The 16,064-nt window shown below is 37.2% G+C and carries 18 protein-coding genes; 15 read left to right on the top strand and 3 right to left on the bottom strand.

What is annotated here, in order from left to right:
- Positions 1 to 100: 100 nt before the first annotated feature.
- The 8 genes from HMPREF0877_RS01680 (at position 101) to HMPREF0877_RS01645 (ending at position 9,214) form a co-directional block, all read left to right on the top strand.
- Positions 101 to 1,024 carry a DnaJ C-terminal domain-containing protein gene (locus tag HMPREF0877_RS01680; protein ID WP_002827412.1) on the top strand — a complete coding sequence of 308 codons (924 nt, stop codon included), beginning with the start codon at positions 101 to 103 and terminating at the stop codon, positions 1,022 to 1,024.
- A gap of 78 nt (positions 1,025 to 1,102) precedes the next feature.
- A complete protein-coding gene (locus tag HMPREF0877_RS01675; RefSeq protein ID WP_002827411.1) occupies positions 1,103 to 1,375 on the top strand; it encodes a hypothetical protein in 273 nt (90 codons plus the stop codon).
- A gap of 14 nt (positions 1,376 to 1,389) precedes the next feature.
- Positions 1,390 to 2,133 (top strand): hypothetical protein, encoded by a 744-nt coding sequence (locus tag HMPREF0877_RS01670; protein WP_040760255.1) that lies wholly within the window; start codon positions 1,390 to 1,392, stop codon positions 2,131 to 2,133.
- A gap of 144 nt (positions 2,134 to 2,277) precedes the next feature.
- Entirely contained in the window at positions 2,278 to 3,258 is a 981-nt protein-coding gene (rnz, locus tag HMPREF0877_RS01665; RefSeq protein WP_040760253.1) for a ribonuclease Z, read from the top strand.
- Between the two features lie 14 nt (positions 3,259 to 3,272).
- On the top strand, positions 3,273 to 5,579 hold the full coding sequence (recJ, locus tag HMPREF0877_RS01660; protein WP_002827405.1) for a single-stranded-DNA-specific exonuclease RecJ: 2,307 nt from the start codon (positions 3,273 to 3,275) through the stop codon (positions 5,577 to 5,579).
- A 1-nt stretch (position 5,580) separates the two neighbouring features.
- Complete coding sequence (locus tag HMPREF0877_RS01655; protein WP_040760251.1) at positions 5,581 to 6,099, top strand: adenine phosphoribosyltransferase; 519 nt, start codon at positions 5,581 to 5,583, stop codon at positions 6,097 to 6,099.
- Positions 6,100 to 6,216: 117 nt separating this feature from the next.
- Positions 6,217 to 7,257, top strand: coding sequence for a hypothetical protein (locus HMPREF0877_RS01650; protein WP_002827403.1), 1,041 nt, complete (start codon positions 6,217 to 6,219; stop codon positions 7,255 to 7,257).
- Positions 7,238 to 9,214 (top strand): LTA synthase family protein, encoded by a 1,977-nt coding sequence (locus tag HMPREF0877_RS01645; RefSeq protein ID WP_002827402.1) that lies wholly within the window; start codon positions 7,238 to 7,240, stop codon positions 9,212 to 9,214. The genes HMPREF0877_RS01650 and HMPREF0877_RS01645 overlap by 20 nt, the downstream gene beginning before the upstream one ends.
- 51 nt (positions 9,215 to 9,265) lie before the next feature.
- On the opposite strand, the gene HMPREF0877_RS01640 is transcribed toward HMPREF0877_RS01645, so the two are convergent.
- Positions 9,266 to 10,327, bottom strand: a complete 1,062-nt coding sequence (locus HMPREF0877_RS01640) for an acyltransferase family protein (protein WP_002827401.1) — start codon at positions 10,325 to 10,327, stop codon at positions 9,266 to 9,268.
- 127 nt (positions 10,328 to 10,454) lie between these two features.
- Between HMPREF0877_RS01640 and HMPREF0877_RS01635 the strand changes: the two genes are divergently transcribed.
- Together HMPREF0877_RS01635 and HMPREF0877_RS10470 are read left to right on the top strand one after the other, a co-directional pair.
- Positions 10,455 to 11,072 carry a sugar O-acetyltransferase gene (locus HMPREF0877_RS01635; protein WP_002827400.1) on the top strand — a complete coding sequence of 206 codons (618 nt, stop codon included), beginning with the start codon at positions 10,455 to 10,457 and terminating at the stop codon, positions 11,070 to 11,072.
- A gap of 128 nt (positions 11,073 to 11,200) precedes the next feature.
- Positions 11,201 to 11,866, top strand: coding sequence for an MgtC/SapB family protein (locus HMPREF0877_RS10470; RefSeq protein ID WP_002827398.1), 666 nt, complete (start codon positions 11,201 to 11,203; stop codon positions 11,864 to 11,866).
- Positions 11,867 to 11,945: 79 nt separating this feature from the next.
- On the opposite strand, the gene lexA is transcribed toward HMPREF0877_RS10470, so the two are convergent.
- A complete protein-coding gene (gene lexA, locus HMPREF0877_RS01625) occupies positions 11,946 to 12,521 on the bottom strand; it encodes a transcriptional repressor LexA (protein ID WP_002827397.1) in 576 nt (191 codons plus the stop codon).
- A 134-nt stretch (positions 12,522 to 12,655) separates the two neighbouring features.
- Between lexA and HMPREF0877_RS01620 the strand changes: the two genes are divergently transcribed.
- Complete coding sequence (locus tag HMPREF0877_RS01620; RefSeq protein WP_002827396.1) at positions 12,656 to 12,910, top strand: DUF896 domain-containing protein; 255 nt, start codon at positions 12,656 to 12,658, stop codon at positions 12,908 to 12,910.
- Positions 12,911 to 12,982: 72 nt separating this feature from the next.
- The gene (locus HMPREF0877_RS01615) at positions 12,983 to 13,219 is read left to right on the top strand and encodes a YneF family protein (protein ID WP_002827394.1); all 237 of its coding nucleotides are present in this window, start codon (positions 12,983 to 12,985) and stop codon (positions 13,217 to 13,219) included.
- Between the two features lie 112 nt (positions 13,220 to 13,331).
- Here HMPREF0877_RS01615 and HMPREF0877_RS01610 read toward each other — a convergent pair whose 3' ends face one another.
- Positions 13,332 to 13,964: a lysophospholipid acyltransferase family protein gene (locus HMPREF0877_RS01610; protein WP_040760248.1), complete on the bottom strand. Its 633-nt coding sequence runs from the start codon at positions 13,962 to 13,964 to the stop codon at positions 13,332 to 13,334.
- An 87-nt stretch (positions 13,965 to 14,051) separates the two neighbouring features.
- Between HMPREF0877_RS01610 and HMPREF0877_RS01605 the strand changes: the two genes are divergently transcribed.
- The 3 genes from HMPREF0877_RS01605 to rpsB all read left to right on the top strand — a co-directional run bounded on the left by HMPREF0877_RS01605 (position 14,052) and on the right by rpsB (position 16,019).
- Positions 14,052 to 14,816 (top strand): tRNA1(Val) (adenine(37)-N6)-methyltransferase, encoded by a 765-nt coding sequence (locus tag HMPREF0877_RS01605; protein ID WP_040760246.1) that lies wholly within the window; start codon positions 14,052 to 14,054, stop codon positions 14,814 to 14,816.
- The gene (locus tag HMPREF0877_RS01600; protein ID WP_002827391.1) at positions 14,809 to 15,096 is read left to right on the top strand and encodes a GIY-YIG nuclease family protein; all 288 of its coding nucleotides are present in this window, start codon (positions 14,809 to 14,811) and stop codon (positions 15,094 to 15,096) included. Before HMPREF0877_RS01605 ends, HMPREF0877_RS01600 begins: the two co-directional genes overlap by 8 nt.
- Before the next feature lie 146 nt (positions 15,097 to 15,242).
- Positions 15,243 to 16,019, top strand: a complete 777-nt coding sequence (gene rpsB / locus HMPREF0877_RS01595; RefSeq protein ID WP_040760244.1) for a 30S ribosomal protein S2 — start codon at positions 15,243 to 15,245, stop codon at positions 16,017 to 16,019.
- Positions 16,020 to 16,064 lie beyond the last annotated feature (45 nt).

Raw genomic sequence — 16,064 nt, 5'->3', positions numbered from 1 at the left:
AACTAACGATCTGAACACCCCTACGTTACAGACCGTACGCCTTTGTGAGAATAGCAGCTCACAAGGCGATACATATTTAAATTTTAGGAGGACTTGCCTCATGAATAATACTGAATTATATGAGCGTTTAGGTGTTGATAAAAATGCCTCACAAGATGAAATTAAGAAAGCTTACCGTAAGCTATCTAAGAAATATCACCCGGATATTAACCATGAGGCAGGTGCTGAGGAAAAGTATAAAGAAGTTCAAGAAGCCTACGATACATTAGGTGATGAACAAAAACGTGCAATGTATGATCAATACGGTGCGACCGATGGTCAACCAGGTGGTCAAGGCGGTTTCGGCGGCTTTGGTGGTTTTGGTGGCGGTGGTGCTCAATATGGGGACTTTTCTGATCTTGGCGATATTTTTAGTCAAATGTTTGGTGGCGGTTTCCAAGATCCAAATCGTCCACGTAAGGGGCAAGACTTACAGTATCGTATGAACTTAACCTTTGAAGAAGCGGTGTTTGGAAAAGAAACAACTATTTCATATACGCGTTCTACAGATAATGGTAAACAAGAAAGTAAAGAGTTAAAAGTTACTGTTCCCGCAGGTGTTGAGAATGGCCAACAGATGCGTTTGTCTGGTCAAGGTGAAGCAGGATTTAACGGTGGCCCATACGGTGATTTGTTTGTTGTATTCCATGTTGCACCATCTAAAGATGGATTTGAACGTGAAGGTGCGACAGTATATTCACGCATGGGTGTTGATTTTACTACCGCAACATTAGGTGGCGAAATTGCTGTTAAAACTGTACATGGTGATGTAAAGCTTAAGGTACCAGCCGGAACGGCAACGGAGACTAATTTCCGTTTGCGTGGTAAGGGTGCACCGCACATGCGCAATAATAACAACAATGGAGATCATATTGTGACATTGTTTGTTGATGTGCCAAAGAAGTTAACAAAAGAACAGAAGAAGGCCCTTGAAGCTTTCCGTGAAGCCATGACTGGTGAGCATAAAAAAGGATTTTTCGGTTAATATAGCCACAAGTGACTTTATTTAAGGTTGCTTGTTTTTTTATATGTCATAATATATAAATGAAATGGAGTGTGCGAAGTGCGATTAGGAGATTTAAAAATATCAACAGGTGGTATGCCGATAAACCGTCCAATCGCAACGCGTCTATTTGTGACTACGTTTGAATCAATTAGAATCGTCGGTATAGATGGAAACTTTTTGGTTTTAGAAATAGATAAAAATCAAGTAACGACAATTAATGATCTACAACAGTATCATGATGATTTAGAAATTGTCATTCGTGATAGTGATCAAACATTACATAAAATATACGGCTATCGCATTATTGAGGATGTTATTGTGTTAGGCTGATGAGGAAGGAAAGTATGCAAAGACGAATAGGATGGCTTTTAACAACAATTATAGGTATTGTTGCCGTTATTGTTGTTTTAGTGTTGTATCGCAGTAATGAGCAACCTACCCGTGTTCGAACGATGGCGGAGGTTAACCTAACACATAACAAACGCCCTTTTTCAAAAAAAGATAGTGACAAAGATAGTAGCTATGAACCAACTAAGAAAGATTTGGCAGATAAAAATTATGTTAAAACTGGCCAAATTAAAAAAATTGGCCAATATCAAATCACTGAAAATGGTCTTGTACAAAAATGGGTTGACAGTAAAAAGGTTAATCGTACCATAACGAATGGATCAATTAGTTATAAAATTGAACAAATTAATACCATTGAAAACACAGCTCGGACACAAAATGCTTTGGTTGCAGCAAGACATACGTTAAATGACCGAAACATGTCTGATAAGTTTACGACATTGGTAATTAGTTATAGAGTTACGAATAATAATGCAGTGACAGCGATAACGCCAGGGATTACAGCAATTAAATATCCTGGGAGTATAACTATGTCAGCATTGAGTGGTATTTATAATGATGGACAGTTGAACACGGCTGGCATTGTACCGTATAGTACGGTAGTTACGACAACAACTGTTTTGGTGCCTAAAAAGGATGTTGCCAAATTGAAGTCGCTTGACGTACAATTCGCAACTGTGAAAGATTCAGCTGGTAATGAAATTGAGAAACCTTCTGACGTTGAGACAATTACTTTTTAACGATGTAAAACCGCTGTATTAAACGTTTAAAAGATGATAATATTGTAGAGAGTATTGACCGTCATTTTAGACGGTTTTCTTTTTGAATAAGTTTGATACTTATACATGAACAAATATTTAAAAAAAGATAAGGAGTTCCTAACTATGCAAATTGAGTTTCTGGGAACTGGAGCTGGTTCGCCAGCACATTTTCGTAATGTAACAGGGGTTGCTTTACGATTACTTGAAGAAATTAACGAAGTATGGTTGTTTGATGTTGGTGAAGGAACCCAACGTCAAATGTTACAATCAACAATTCGGCCCCGTAAAGTCACTAAGATATTCATTACACACTTACATGGTGACCATATTTATGGGCTACCAGGATTGTTATCATCACGTTCATTCCAAGGTGGCGAAGATGAACTAACAATTTATGGTCCAAAAGGTATTCGCCAATTTGTGGAAGTTAGTTTGCGTGTCTCACAGACACACCTAACTTACCCAATTAAGTTCGTTGAACTACCAGTTGATGGGGGCGACGTCTTACAGACGGATAAATTTACAGTTTCTGCATTACCATTGGATCATCGAATTACTTCATTTGGTTATCGTGTGACAGAGCATGCACATCCAGGTGAGCTACTAGTTGAGCGTTTACGTGAATTAAACGTGCCTGCTGGACCGTTGTATGGTCAATTAAAGCAAGGGAATGATGTCACTTTGGCAGACGGTCGCACAATTCATGGTGCGGATGTTATTGGGGCACCACAACCAGGACGTTGTGTTGCAATTATTGGTGATACACGCAAAACAAATAATACAATGACCCTTGCAAGAAATGCAGATGTTTTAGTTCATGAATCGACTTACGGTAAAGGTGAAGGTAAGCAGGCTCGTAATCATTTCCATACGACTAGTGTGCAAGCAGCAACTATTGCGAAACAAGCCCAGGTTGGTCGACTATTATTAACACACATTTCTGCCCGCTATGCAGGAAAGGCAGCAAATGAATTAGCTTATCAAGCACGTTCAATTTTTCCAAATACGCGTGTTGTCAATGATTTTGATGTCTTTGACATTCCATTTGGTAAACAAGGAAACACAAAACCAGTGAAATTGACTGTACCTAGTGAGGTTGAGTAGTAAGGAGGCAGCATATGATTGATTCACGTTATCAATGGGAATTTCCTGAAGTAAGTAATCAAAAGGCGGTTAAAACGATCAGCGAAGCGTTTGGCGTCACAGAGTTGATTGCTAAGATTTTAGTTAATCGAGGTTATGACACTATTGAAGCTGCGAATGCCTTTTTAAGACCTGATCTTTCTGGTTTGTATGATCCATTTTTGTTGCATGATATGGATAAAGCAATTACACGTCTGATGCAAGCCATTGATAATGGACAAAAGATTATTGTCTATGGTGATTATGACGTTGATGGTATGACTAGTACAGCTATTATGACTTGGGCGTTGGAATTAATGGGAGCGAACGTAGACTACTTTGTTCCTAGTCGTTTTAGTGATGGCTATGGTCCAAATTTGGCAAACTATCAAAGGTTTGCTGCTGAAGGAATGCAATTACTAGTGACTGTTGATAACGGGGTTTCAGGAAAAGATGAAGTGGCATGGCTAATGTCACAAGGGATTGATGTCATTATTACTGATCATCACGAATTACCAGAGGAACTACCAATTGCAACAGCTATCGTCCATCCACGCCATCCTGAGGGTGAATATCCATTTGGTGGTCTTTCAGGAGCTGGTGTGGCTTTTAAAGTGGCATCTGCTTTACTTGAAGAACCTGCTGACGAAGTATTAGACTTAGCAGCCTTAGGGACAGTTGCTGATGTGATGTCATTAACGGATGAGAATCGTATTATCGTTAAGCAAGGTCTTGAAAATCTGAAATTAGATCCTCGTCCTGGACTTGCAGCATTATTAGCAGCAGCTGGTACGCAATTATCTGACATTGACTCTTCAACGATTGGTTTTACGATTGCACCAAGATTAAATGCATTGGGTCGGTTAGAAGATGCAACTACTGGTGTGCAATTATTATTAATGGATGATATTGGGGATGCCAAACCTTTAGCTGATCACATCAATAGCCTAAATCAAGAACGTCAACAGTTAGTCACAACTATTACTGCTGCAGCACAAGAGCAGGCTGCACAGTTGCGTGATGATCCAGTACTTGTGGTTGCTGGTGAAAATTGGCACGAAGGTGTCTTAGGAATCGTTGCTAGCAAGTTAGTCGAGCAAACAGGTAAACCAACAATTGTCTTGAATATCAATGGTGATGAGATGAAAGGATCCGGTCGTTCAGTACCATTCTTTGATTTATTTACAGCATTAGATGGACATCGTGATTTAATGACTGCTTTTGGTGGGCATGCAAGTGCTGCAGGAATGACAGTGCCAACTAACAATTTAACTGCATTGAGAGCTGCTTTGCATGATGCAGCAGCACAACAAGAGTTAGCTAATGCACAAAAACCAAATCTTCAAATTGCTGCAAAAGTAAGCGCTGCTGATTTTACGAAAGAAAATTTTGATAATTTACAAGTACTGGCACCATTTGGTGAAGGTAATCCGGAACCCTTATTCATGTTGGATTTACTGGGTGTTAATCAAGTAAAAACAATGAGCGATGGTAAACATTTACGATTTATTGCACAAACAGATACGGACCAATTACCCGTGATTGCCTTCGGCTGGGGAAATCAAGCAAGTGCGCTTGCAGGTCATTTTTCTTCTCTACAGATTATCGGTACGATGAGTCAGAATTCTTATCGAGGGAACATTTCATATCAATTAATGTTACGTGATATGTTAGCTGAAGGAGCGGCTATTTTGGATTGGCGCACGAGCCATCTTACCAGACAAACTTTTAATAAGCCCGTAACCTACGTTTTTTTCAAAGAAAATCATTTACAACAGTTAGCAACATATATTGATTCAGCTGCACAACCTTTAATGTGGCAAGATGCAATGAATGAATCGGACATTCAAACAATGGTACTAGTTGATTTGCCCGATTCCTTAGATCAATTACAAATGTTATTAAAGGCAAGTACGCCAGGTAGATTAGCACCAATGTTTTACGTGCAGTCACCAGTTTATTTACAACCTGTACCAAGTAAGCAAGTCTTTTCTAATGTTTATAAATTTGTCTATTCATTCAAAAACATCAACTTACAAACACAATTTGATGCGATGATTAATCATCTGAAAATCTCTAATATGACATTAAAACTAATTTTAAAGGTGTTTTTAGAGGCAAAATTTGTTACAATTGACAATGGTGTTTTGAATGCTGTGCCTAATCCAACGCCGATGAAATTAACACAGACAAAGACGTTCCAACGATTTATGGCTCAGCGAGATCTTGAACAACAACTAATTTACAGCACAACAGCTGAATTAGAAACTTTATTAATGAATTTAAGTAAGCAGGAGAGCTAGACTGATGTTGGATTTGAATGACTATATTGCCTCTATTCCGGATTTTCCAGAAAAGGGTATAATTTTCCGTGATATTACGCCACTCTGGGGCAATGCAGAAGCATATGCAGAAGCTACGCACCGCATTGCACATTTTGCAAAGATGCGTGATGTTAACGTTGTGGTTGGTCCAGAATCACGTGGTTTTTTGGTTGGAGCACCAGTAGCTAATGAATTAGGAACTGGTATTGTCTTAGCTCGCAAGCCAGGTAAATTACCACGAGAGACAGTTAGTGAAAAATATACTCTAGAATATGGTGAAGCAGCCTTAGAAATGCATAAGGATGCGATTAAGCCAGGAGATAAGGTATTAATTACTGATGATTTACTTGCAACAGGTGGTACGATTGCTGCGACAGTTAAGTTGGTTGAATCATTAGGTGGTGAAGTTGCAGGGCTGGCATTTATGATTGAATTGAATGACTTACATGGGCGCGAAAAACTTGCAGGTTATGACATTTTATCGTTGATGGATTACTAAAATAAGAAAAATTTATGTTTTGTTTTTGAAATATGATTTATAATACTTTTAAGTAATTAAGGGAGCCGGGTTTATTTTTATCCGACTCCTTTATGTTTTTATATAGGAGCATCTGAAATGGTGATGAATAATAAAGATAGAACGATACAAATACTTTCAAGTTTTTCATTTATGATGTTAATTTTTATTAGCATCATAAACCCACAAAATCATAGTATTTTGTATCATTTTTTCACATGGTTAACATGGCCAACTATTTTCTTTATTGCTGGTTATAGTATTGATGTTAATTTAAAAATAGGTCAGTCTATTTTTTTAGCAGTTAAACGTTATTTGGTTCCCTACCTTTCTGCTGGATTGTTGATGATTGTAATGAATAAAGTAGTTCAACTCCTTCAATTAAGTACATGGTTGAATACACCATTTCCCGCAATGCGTACTGGATTGAAGGCCTTATTATATGGGAATGGTTCGCCTGTTGTTACGATTTTTGGTTTTTTTGATACAGGTATCGGACTTCTTTGGCTATTAATAGCTTTATTTACTGGTACATTGTTAATGATTTTTATTTCAAAAATAAAAAAAATGTTTTGGGCAGTTTTAATCATTATTTTGCTTGGTAGGCTAGGCTTTTACCTAGCTACTTTTATTCAAATACCTTGGTCATTGGAATCGGCATTGATTGCCTTACCATTTATGCTTTTCGGTGTTTATTATCAAAAATTAGACAATTGGTCAGCTGGCCCAGCGACAGTTTTAGCTGCTTTAATCGTTGATTTGACGATGTCAGCTTCAACAGGCCTAGATATGATTGTTGCCTACACACCATTTTGGATTTTAGGAACGTTAACTGGTTTGATTAGCTTAGCAGGAGTAATTGTTGTAGCAAGTAGCTTGATAAAAAATTCTGCACTTACCAATTTATTCGCTAAAATTGGCAGTTATTTAAGTTTAAATCTAGTCGTGTTTATATTTATTAATACAATGATACCGATAAATAATTACATTGGCGGGCTGTTACCCACAGGAATGTTAAGCTTTATCATAATTTGGTTAATCATGTTAATTATTAGCACTGTGATTAAGTTTGGTTTAGTAAAAATTTTAAAGACATTTAGTGGGCAAGAGGGTGAGTTAGATGAAAAAGTTTTTAAGTAGAAAACAATTTAGTGGACCGACGTTCAATAATTGGATGAAATTTTTAATCATCGGTCTTGTTTTAAGTGTGTTAACAACTGTTGTTTTACAATTTGCCATGTATTTTCAAATTTGGGGAAGATTTGACCAAACTTTAAATCTTGGGCAGGCTGTTTTAACATCTATTAAGTTCTTAACACGTGCTCAGGCATTGTTTACTATTGTTACCTGTTTAATCTTATTCATATTTATTGTGGTACTGGTTAATCGATTATTTGTTGGGATTGCCATATATTTGACAATTGCAGTAGTAACTTTTATTGCCGAATATATGAAAATGAAGGCACGAAACGAACCAATCTTGTTTAGTGATATGTCTGAAGTTACCGCTGTTGGCGGTTTAACACAAATGGTTGATAAAAACTTGTTAATGCTTGCTATTGTTGGTATTGTCGTTGTTTTTGTTGGCGCAGGATTATTGGAATATTGGCTCCATCGTAAGAGATCAGGTCGCTTTGCAGAATCTATCAAGCGAATGATGATCAAACAGACTGGGACAAGAATTGCTATTCTATTGGTCAGTTTCTTAACCTTAGCATCTCCATTTATTGCTAATGCTGACCAAAATCGTGCTTTATTGGATCATTTTAAGTATCAGTGGCAGAGCTTTAATACAGGTGAAGATGCTATGCTTAATGGTCCAGTGATGACTTTTGTTTCGAATATTTCGAGCGTTATTATGCGTCAACCATCAGGTTATTCGCAAAAATCAATGGCTGCTTTGCAAAAAAAGTATACAAAGTATTCAGAGACATTAAATAAAACTCGGCAGGATAATCTTAAAGGACAAACAGTGGCTTATATTTTGAGTGAGTCATTAACAGATCCTGATGATGTACCTGGGTTAAAATACAAGGGAACTGATGTCTTTAAAAATATTAAACAGATTCAAAAGAATGCAGTCTTCTCAGGTAAAATGCTGTCTTCAGGTTACGGTGGTGGAACGGCTAACATTGAGTATATGACTTTGGCAGGATTCCCATTAGCAACTTATGCACCAGAAATGGTGGTGCCTTACACACAATTGGTACCTGTTGCTCATGACGTACCTACAATTACTAACTTGTTCCAAGATCGAGAAGTGATTCATCCATATGTTGGTACGTTCTATAACCGACGAGATGCCTATAAAAAAATTGGTATTCAAAAGTTTTATACAACGGATGGCAAGCAATATAAGTATCCTGAAAAGTATGTGAAGTCGGTTGGTTCTAAAAATAATTATCCTGCTGATAAATATTCTTATAAATACTTAACAAAGAAAATTACGTCTGCGAATAATAATCAGTCGCAATTCATCCAGTTGATGACAATGCAGAATCATATGCCTTATTCTGCAAATCAATATCCTGATAGTAAATATAAAATGTTAGAACCAGCTGTTACTGGTAATACAAAAGAAACTGTTGAAAGCTATATTGCTGGTGTACATTATACAGACGTCGCAACGAAGAATCTCATTAATAAATTAGAGAATATTTCACGACCGGTGACACTTGTCTTTTATGGTGATCATTGGCCAGGTGTATTCACATTTGTTGATCAGGACAAGCAACAAGAACGATCTCATGAAACGGACTACTTTATTTATCAAAATAAGGCTGCTCGTGAAAAGAGTCATGCAAAAACAGATCACAATCAACGTGCTTATGCATCACCAAGTGATTTTCCTGCATTAGCATTAGAAGCCACAAACAGCAAATTAACGCCATTTTACGCATTGCAAACGAAGGTAACAAAGGAACTACCAGCATTTGCTAATTACACGCGTGGCGAATTTGTAGATAATAATGGTCATACTTTAAAGACAAAAGATTTAACTAAGAAGCAAAAAAAGCTATTACATGAATTTAAGTTAGTTCAATACGATTTAAGTTCTGGTAAGCATTATCTATCAAAGAGTTTTACAAAACACTAAAATAAAGCATCTTGTCACTAATGAAAAGTGGACAAGATGCTTTATTTTTTATTAGAGTTTTTTTAGTGGGAAATTTCGATCAACGAATAATTGATAGATAAACTTTATTTTTAGTAAAATCCATGTGAAAAAGGTTGTATATAAAATTCTCGCTAGCATTAAACCAATGTAAGCAATCAGACTGTCCTTTAAGAACCAAGCTTGTGATTGGAAGAAATGCATTATTTCAGAATCTAATAGTCCAATGTCCATTGAATGGATGCACAGAAGAACTAGTGAATATTGACCTACATAGCTCAGCAAATTAGCCAATTTTTGCCAATGTTTTTCAATAAAAAAAGCGATACCTAAGAGGACAACAGCACTACCGATACCACCTAAAACTGCCATTAGCATGTTATCTGCTAAACCGCGATTTAGTTCGTATGTACCGCTAGTTGCACTCATAATCCAAAAGACTAGGCCGACTATTAAAAGAGGAAGATTGGTAAAAACTTTTTTTTCTGAATATTTTTTTACAATCTTTGCTAACCAGTAGCCAAATAGGTAATAAATTTGAACTTCTAATGCAGCTTGTATAGACCAAGGAAAGTAAGCATACTGAGCTAATGTATAACCAGTGCCAAATAAAATGATGACAATAATGAAGCGGATAAATTCTTTATTTGATTTCATTAACAAATGGAAAATGATATTTGCGATGAACATCGTTGGCAGGAACCAGACAGCACCTGCATGTGAACTTAAGTCAAAGCCAAATGGTGAATGGGCAGTTGCGCCATTTCCATATATGAGTGGTAGTAACGTTTGAAAATTTAGATAATGAATATGTTGGATAAATTCACCAATAATCGTTCTCAATCCGATATAGAGAATGGTAACAATAAAAAAAGGTATTAGTAATGTATTAATTCCAGTTTGGATGACATCTTTCATTTTTTTTGAATGATAGAAGTAACCAGAGATAATAAAGAATACTGGTAAGTTTGCGGCAAATACAAAATTAGATTGCCATGTTCCCCATAAACCAGTCATTGAATGGCCGATGATTACCAGGTAAATCGCCATTGCACGAGCAATATCAAAGGAGAGATTTCGTTTAGACGTTGTCATATAATTGCCTTTCTAAAATAAAACTGATAAAAATAATGTTATCATTTAAATCCGACTTTCACAATTGGTCACGGTGACGAGACTTATGTTAGAATTAGACAGTTCATATACAATAGGGGGCTATTAAATGAAAACTGAACGTGAGATTATGTTGTCAGCTAATTTGTATGATTCAACTGACAAAGAATTGATTGCTTTGCGAAAGGCATGTAAGCGGAGGGTTGCCTTGTACAATCAGGTTGCTCATGAAGAAGAAGATCAGGTCCAGGGGTTACTATCAGAAATATTTGGGTCAGTTGGTGAGGGGAGTTACATTGAGCCAGACGTTTATATAGATTACGGTAAAAATGTCTATATTGGTGAAGCTTTCTATGGGAATACTGGGTTAACGATATTAGATACGTGTGAGATACATATTGGTGATCACGTGATGATTGGACCACGTGTAAGTTTAATTACAGCCGGACACCCCATTGATGCTGGTGTCCGGACACGTGGACTAGAATTTGGTAAACCAATTAACATTGGCAATAATGTTTGGATTGGCGCCAATGTTTTTATTGGACCTGGTGTCACAATCGGTGATAATGCGGTTATCGGTGGTGGAGCAGTTGTTGTGAAAGATGTTCCTGCCAATACGGTAGCTGTAGGGAATCCGGCTAAGGTAATGCGGCAAATAACAGCCGAAGATCAAGATTATTGGGAACAGCAAGAACAATCGTATTATGATGATCGAAAAAATTAGGTAACTAAGTGCTCTGATAGCGGTTTAATTTCTGTTATCAGAGTCATTTTTTTGGTTAAATAGAAAGTATGAAACAAATAACGTCACCGATCAGCTAAATATCAGGCATTATTTGGGATGGAGGTAAAATGACAACTAAAGAATTATTAATTCGTCTATTATTAGCAACTCTGGCAGGCTTATTAATTGGTATTGAAAGACAAACTAGGTCGAAATCTGCCGGTCTACGAACGCATGCAATTGTTAGTTTAGGTGCAGCGTTAATGATGATTGTTTCACAATATGGCTTTGGCTCTGTTTTAGGCATGCAAAATGTTAACCTCGATCCATCACGTATTGCTGCCCAGATTGTTAGTGGTATCAGTTTTCTAGGTGCAGGGATGATAATTGTTCGTAGTCCAGACTTTAATGTGATTGGTGGTCTAACAACGGCAGCTGGTATTTGGACAACTGCTGGTGTGGGGATGGCCATTGGGGCCGGTTTGTACGAAGTGGGCTTTGCAGCGACATTTATTATCGTTATTTTGCAACTGGCATTTCATTATTTTAATGATTTTAATTTGCGCCAGTCATTTTCGATTAGAGTTTACTTGAAAAAAATTGATGATGTGAAAAAACTACGTAATTACCTAGAAGAGCAGCACATTTCAAGCAAGGTCTCTAGTTTGAAAAAATCGTCAGAAGGATTGACAGTGAATTTAGCTTTATCAACACCAAGGAATTTATCACTTGAGGACGTTGGTCAGATGATATCTGATACTGATATTGATTTAAGTTGGGAAATGGGTCTATAGCAATCAAATACCCTAATCTATCAAATTAATGAGTTGATAGATTAGGGTATTTGATTGCTTTATTAGGTATTTTCTGAATTTAATTGATATGATTGCGGTAAATTCCAACGACGCGGCCAAGAATAGTAGGATTTTCAATAATAACAGGTTTTAAATTACTATTCTCTGGTTGTAGCCGGCAATGAGTACCTTCCTTGAAATAGCGGTACACGTTAGTCATTTCATTAATTTTAACAACAATAATATCACCATTGACAACGGATTTTTGCTTTTTAACAATCAAATAATCATTATTTAAAATACCAATATTGAGCATGGTGTTACTGTGTTGCTGTAGGATAAAAGTATCATCATCGAATGAAAATAAATTTTGTATTGTTATATTAGTGACTGGCTCTTTCGTTTCATCATTATGATAATCCTGATTTAGTAATGACATGCCTTGTGGTGTTACCTTGATTGCGCGAGTCTTTTCAGCATCCTTAGTAATCAAGCCCTTTTTTTGTAAGCGGTCTAGGTGACCATGCACGGTTGAGGATGATGCTAGACCAACTTTTGCTCCAATTTCACGAATAGTAGGCGGGTAACCACTGGTTAACTGTTTTTCATATATATATTGTAGTATATCTAATTGCTTTCTAGGCTTTTTTGTCATACGTTAGTTGCTCCTTTGTAACTACTGAATATTGTACGACAAACATCTGCTCATATGTACATCAGTTAATACAAATATTATTAATCAAAATATGTTAAAATGGTAACATTAAATTCAAAAAAGGTGGAACTAGCATGGTTGAGACAGATCACATGATGGCTGTTCGTTCACGAATTAATGAATTAGCAGCAAAAGCAAAATCTCCAGAAGGATTAACAAAGGATGAAGTTGCCGAACGTGCGGATTTGCGGGCTGAATTTTTGGATAATTTTAGAAAGTCCTTTCGTTCTCAAGTAGAAATGCTACAAGTCTACGATGAGAATGGCAATGAAGTAACTCCTGAAAAAGTAAAGAAAATTCAGCGTGATAAGGGATTACGTGATAATTAATCGTTCGGGTAGCTAGTCAAACGGCATTTAGTTCGCTATAATGATATTTGAATATATTTTTGGAGTAATAAAATGAGCACAACAATTTGGATTTTTATTGTCGTTCTTGCCGCGGTAGTTGGCGCTGTCGCTGGATTCTTCATCGCACGTCGTTCAATGGAGACGTACATCAAGAATAATCCGCCAATTTCAGAAGAAATGATGAAATCAATGATGACATCAATGGGACAAAAGCCTTCTCAGAAGCGTTTGAACCAGATGATGGCACAAATGAAGAGTCAAGCACAAACTTCTTCAAAAAAGAAGTAATGTGTGAAAAAAGTTGAGTTATCAATACTCAACTTTTTTTGTGCAGTTATAAAAAAGTTGGAACAAATCCTTCTGTTCCAACTTCTCTATAATTATTGATTAACTACTTGATTTAATCTTTGTTCTTCGGATTTGGATCAACATAAACCCAATCAGGATTAATTTCATCATCTAGCTTGTCAAAAGCTGCTTGTAGAGTATCACCAAATTCAGCGGTATTTTCTTCATTTACTTTGATACGCTTATCAATGTAAATAGGATCACCAAATGCCATTGTGACATTCTTGCGCTTGAATAAACCAGAAAACTTTACTGGTCCTTGATAAACGATTGGTACTAATGGTGCACCAGAAAGTTTCGCAATCATTAAAGCGCCACCTTTCATTTCTTCAGAATGGCGACTACCAGATGGAAACATAATCAAACTTAAGTCAGTCTTTTTTAAGTTCTTAACTGGTGTTTTAATGGCTGATGGACCTGGATGGTCACGATCAACTGAAAAAGCATTGGCATGGACAAGAATCCAGCGTAAAATAGGATTCTTGAAAAGCTCTTTTTTAGCCATAAAGCTAAATTTATGTGGCCAACCCGCTAGAGCAAAAAATACAGGTTCCCACCAAGTACGATGTGGACCAACTAAAATATAGTTGCCCTCAGGTAATTTGTCTGTCCCTAGCAGTTTGTAGCGACCATTGATAAGCCAAACAATTCCTGCAGCGACATAACGTATGAATGAATAGAACATTTTGTTCATCCTCCCTAATAATAACGCCTTATTATCCCACATAACAGGCGTTTTTGGCAAACGATGGTGAACGATAAGGAGAAAAATATGAAAGTTGAACTGTTACCTGATGAACGTATCGATATGCTATACAATGACGACGTTCACATCATTCAAAGTAAATCTGTCTTTTCATTTTCACTGGATGCAGTATTACTGGCCAATTTTGCTGAACCCCGGAAAAATGGTCGGGGTTTGACAGTTGATCTTGGTGCCGGGAACGGTGCGGTGTCACTATTTATGGCGCACAAAGTTTCTGGTCAAATTGTTGGTGTAGAAATACAAGAACGTCTAGCCGATATGGCACAACGATCAGTTATGATGAATGATTTAACTGATAAAATTCGCATTATGAATGCAGATATGCGTGATATTTTCAATGACATTCGTCCGGGGTCAGCAGATATGGTGGTATCAAATCCACCTTATTTTTCGATCGATAACGAGCATACAGTCATGCATGAAAATAAACATTATGCGATTGCACGTCATGAATTGATGGCAGATTTGGATTTAGTAACATATACTGCTAAGAAGTTGTTGAAAAATAAGGCGCATTTTTTCATGGTTCATCGACCTGATCGTTTGTTTGAAATTTTAGAGTCATTACAAAAAAATCATTTATCACCAAAGCAAATTCAATTTGTCTATCCTAAAGTTGGTGAACCGGCTAATATCGTGTTAATTGATGCAATCAAAGACGGTAAATTAACAGGAGCAAAGATTTTACCACCGATTGTTACCCATAATTTAGATGACACCTATACAGATGCTGTTTGGTCAATTTATGAAGGGCGTCAGCAGCATGGATAAACCATATTATATGTACGTGTTATTGACTGCGGATAATATGCTTTATTGTGGGTTCACGGATGATGTTGGTAAACGTCTAGCCACCCATGAAGCAGGTAAGGGGGCAAAGTTTACTAGACCAGCCAAACGACACCCACTGAAACTGCTTTATGCGGAGGCGTTTACAACGAAACATGATGCATTGCATGCAGAAGCTATGTTTAAGAAGCTTACTCGTAGCCAAAAAGAGAGATTTCTATATGAACACCATGTGCCAGAGTTTGAGAAAAATTTTGGTTGACATATTGCATAAAACTGAGTAATATTAATTATTGGTTTTATACCAAAAATACACACTAGTTCTCAATAGTTTGACGGGTGCCCCTTTACCGGGTCGCCAGGCTACATGCGAGGCTAGGCGGAAAAAACATTTGGAGGCAGATACTCATGGCAGTAATCTCAATGAAGCAATTGCTTGAAGCTGGTGTACACTTCGGACACCAAACTCGTCGTTGGAACCCAAAGATGTCAGATTACATCTTTACGGAACGTAACGGTATTTACATTATCGATTTGCAAAAGACAGTTAAGTTGGTTGACCAAGCATATAACTATGTTCGCGATGCAGCTGCTGATGGTGCAACGGTATTGTTCGTTGGTACTAAGAAGCAAGCACAAGACTCAATTGCAGAAGAAGCAACTCGTGCAAACATGTTCTACGTTAACCACCGTTGGTTAGGTGGAACTTTGACTAACTGGAAGACTATCCAAGCTCGTATTGCTCGTCTAAAGGAATTGCGTGCAATGGAAGAAGACGGTACTTTCGATCGTTTGCCAAAGAAGGAAGTTTCATTGCTAATCAAGCAACGTGAGAAGTTGGACAAGTTCTTGGGTGGTATTGCTGATATGCCTAAGATTCCTGATTTGATGTTCATCGTTGATCCTCACAAGGAACAATTGGCTGTGCAAGAAGCACACAAGTTGAACATTCCTATCGTGGCTATGGTCGATACTAACGCTGATCCAGATCAAATTGACGTTAAGATTCCATCAAACGATGATGCAATCCGTGCCGTACGTTTGATTACTTCAAAGATGGCAGATGCTATTATTGAAGGTAACCAAGGTGAAGATGCAGTTGAAGAAGCTGATTTTGCAGCTGAAGGTGACAAGCCTGCTTCAATCGAAGAATTGACTGATCTTGTTGAAGGTAAGAAGAACTAATTATCTTTTGACAAATAGCAAAAAAGCTTATTCCAATTTACGGAA

Origin of the sequence: Weissella paramesenteroides ATCC 33313, from assembly GCF_000160575.1 — a bacterium.
GTDB lineage: Bacteria > Bacillota > Bacilli > Lactobacillales > Lactobacillaceae > Weissella > Weissella paramesenteroides.
Note: the sequence above shows the minus strand (reverse complement) of the source record. Positions and strands in the feature narration are given on the sequence as shown.

Excerpts from the sequence above, each read along its gene's own strand:
- HMPREF0877_RS01610 (WP_040760248.1), bottom strand. The coding sequence starts at position 13,964 with ATGTTCTATTCATTCATACGTTATGTCGCTGCAGGAATTGTTTGGCTT.
- HMPREF0877_RS01605 (WP_040760246.1), top strand. The coding sequence starts at position 14,052 with ATGAAAGTTGAACTGTTACCTGATGAACGTATCGATATGCTATACAAT.
- HMPREF0877_RS01670 (WP_040760255.1), top strand. The coding sequence starts at position 1,390 with ATGCAAAGACGAATAGGATGGCTTTTAACAACAATTATAGGTATTGTT.
- lexA (WP_002827397.1), bottom strand. The coding sequence starts at position 12,521 with ATGACAAAAAAGCCTAGAAAGCAATTAGATATACTACAATATATATAT.
- HMPREF0877_RS01635 (WP_002827400.1), top strand. The coding sequence starts at position 10,455 with ATGAAAACTGAACGTGAGATTATGTTGTCAGCTAATTTGTATGATTCA.
- HMPREF0877_RS01645 (WP_002827402.1), top strand. The coding sequence starts at position 7,238 with ATGAAAAAGTTTTTAAGTAGAAAACAATTTAGTGGACCGACGTTCAAT.
- HMPREF0877_RS10470 (WP_002827398.1), top strand. The coding sequence starts at position 11,201 with ATGACAACTAAAGAATTATTAATTCGTCTATTATTAGCAACTCTGGCA.
- HMPREF0877_RS01640 (WP_002827401.1), bottom strand. The coding sequence starts at position 10,327 with ATGACAACGTCTAAACGAAATCTCTCCTTTGATATTGCTCGTGCAATG.
- HMPREF0877_RS01650 (WP_002827403.1), top strand. The coding sequence starts at position 6,217 with ATGGTGATGAATAATAAAGATAGAACGATACAAATACTTTCAAGTTTT.
- HMPREF0877_RS01620 (WP_002827396.1), top strand. The coding sequence starts at position 12,656 with ATGGTTGAGACAGATCACATGATGGCTGTTCGTTCACGAATTAATGAA.
- HMPREF0877_RS01600 (WP_002827391.1), top strand. The coding sequence starts at position 14,809 with ATGGATAAACCATATTATATGTACGTGTTATTGACTGCGGATAATATG.
- HMPREF0877_RS01615 (WP_002827394.1), top strand. The coding sequence starts at position 12,983 with ATGAGCACAACAATTTGGATTTTTATTGTCGTTCTTGCCGCGGTAGTT.
- recJ (WP_002827405.1), top strand. The coding sequence starts at position 3,273 with ATGATTGATTCACGTTATCAATGGGAATTTCCTGAAGTAAGTAATCAA.
- rpsB (WP_040760244.1), top strand. The coding sequence starts at position 15,243 with ATGGCAGTAATCTCAATGAAGCAATTGCTTGAAGCTGGTGTACACTTC.
- HMPREF0877_RS01680 (WP_002827412.1), top strand. The coding sequence starts at position 101 with ATGAATAATACTGAATTATATGAGCGTTTAGGTGTTGATAAAAATGCC.
- rnz (WP_040760253.1), top strand. The coding sequence starts at position 2,278 with ATGCAAATTGAGTTTCTGGGAACTGGAGCTGGTTCGCCAGCACATTTT.